The sequence below is a fragment of the Streptomyces sp. MBT53 genome, assembly GCF_016654115.1.
Taxonomy (GTDB): domain Bacteria; phylum Actinomycetota; class Actinomycetes; order Streptomycetales; family Streptomycetaceae; genus Streptomyces.
In genome coordinates, this window is the sequence record NZ_JAEQAZ010000427.1 from 1 (window position 1) to 1,582 (window position 1,582).

Consider the following 1,582-nt stretch of genomic DNA (forward strand, 5'->3'; position numbering starts at 1 on the left):
CCCGGCGTGCTGGCGAGACGTAGACGCGCATCCGCTCCGCCGGGTGCGGACGCAGCCGACGTGAAGGGGGGACGTACCTGGGACCCCGTTCTTCCGGGCCGCTCGCTCGCTTCTCAACCGGGCTGGAGCGGACCTAGTCAAGGGTGGAGCGCAGCGGAATCGCCGTAGGCGACGCGTAGCGAAGCGGAGCGCCCTTTACTCGGTCCGTGGAAGCCCGACACTGACAAGAAGCGAGTGGCCCAACGCCCGCATACGCCTAAGGCCCAACCCCCGCAGCCTCCTGCACAACCTCCCGCTTCACCTTCCCCCGCCCCACCTGAGTCCGCACAGCCCCCATACTCGCCCCGATGACCAACCCAATAGCCAAGGCTTCAGAGACAGACAGCGCCTGGTGAAGGATCAGGAAGCCCGCAGTCGCCGCGATGGCAGGCTCCAGGCTCATCAGGATGGCGAAGGTGGAAGCAGGCAGCCGTCGCAACGCCAGAAGTTCGAGCGTGTAGGGAAGAACGGACGAAAGAACCGCCACCGCCGACCCGAGCGCGATGGTCACAGGGTTCAGCAGCCTCGTACCGGACTCCGCGACACCGAGCGGCAGAAACACCACCGCCGCTACGACCATCGCCAGCGCCAGCCCATCGGCCTGCGGGAAGCGGCGCCCCGTACGGGCACTGAAAACTATGTACGTCGCCCACATAGCGCCGGCGCCCAGCGCGAAGGCCACGCCTACAGGGTCCAGGCTGCTGAAGCCTCCCCCGCCCAGCAGGAACACGCCCGCAAGGGCGAGTCCCGCCCACACCGCGTTCAGCGCACGCCGCGAAGTCAGCACAGACAGGGCGAGCGGGCCCAGTACCTCCAGGGTCACCGCCGGGCCCAGGGGGATGCGGGCGAGTGACTGATAGAAGAGCCCGTTCATCGCGGCCATCGTGACGCCGAAGACGACGACCGTCCCCCAGTCCGTACGCGAGTGACCGCGCAGACTCGGGCGGCAGACCACGAGCAGAACCACCGCCGCCACCAGCAGGCGAAGCGTCACGACACCCAGCGATCCCGCCCGCGGAATCAGCGTCACCGCGAGCGCACCGCCGAACTGCACCGAGATCCCCCCGGCCAGCACGAGGCCCACCGGACCGAACCGACGAGGGGCGGCAACGGGGGTCGCCGCCACGGGGGTGGTCGTCGATGTACTGGGGATGCTCACGGCGCTTCCAGGGGATCAGCTCGGGATTCGTCCATCACGATGCACTGCTCAGTCCATGGTAGTGGACTGAGACAGGTGTGAGAACCCTTTATGCAACTGTCCTGGACTCAGATGCCGCTCCAGGGAACCTCGTCCCGGAACAGCGGCCGACCGTCGGGGAGGGTCGCGGGCATGGGCCCGAAGAGCGGATCGGAGGCGTACTCGGCCTCGACGTACGCAGGTTGATACATCTGCTGCGCCTGCTGTGCCTGTTGCACCTCCTGTGCCGGATACGTCTGATACCCCTGATGCCCCTGATGCCCCTGCGGCTGTGGTGCCCAGCTCTCGACGAAGACCGGAGGCGCCGCGGCGTACTGAACCCCCGCCGCAACCCCTGCCCCCGTC

General features: G+C 67.9%; 1 protein-coding gene and 1 pseudogene. Both read right to left on the reverse strand.

Annotated features, from left to right (window positions below; genetic code table 11):
* Nucleotides 1-256: 256 nt before the first annotated feature.
* The gene (locus tag JHN45_RS51850; protein ID WP_201056474.1) at nt 257-1,198 is read right to left on the reverse strand and encodes an EamA family transporter; all 942 of its coding nucleotides are present in this window, start codon (nt 1,196-1,198) and stop codon (nt 257-259) included.
* Between the two features lie 107 nt (nt 1,199-1,305).
* A pseudogene (locus JHN45_RS53865) lies at nt 1,306-1,582 on the reverse strand (hypothetical protein); the annotation flags it as partial.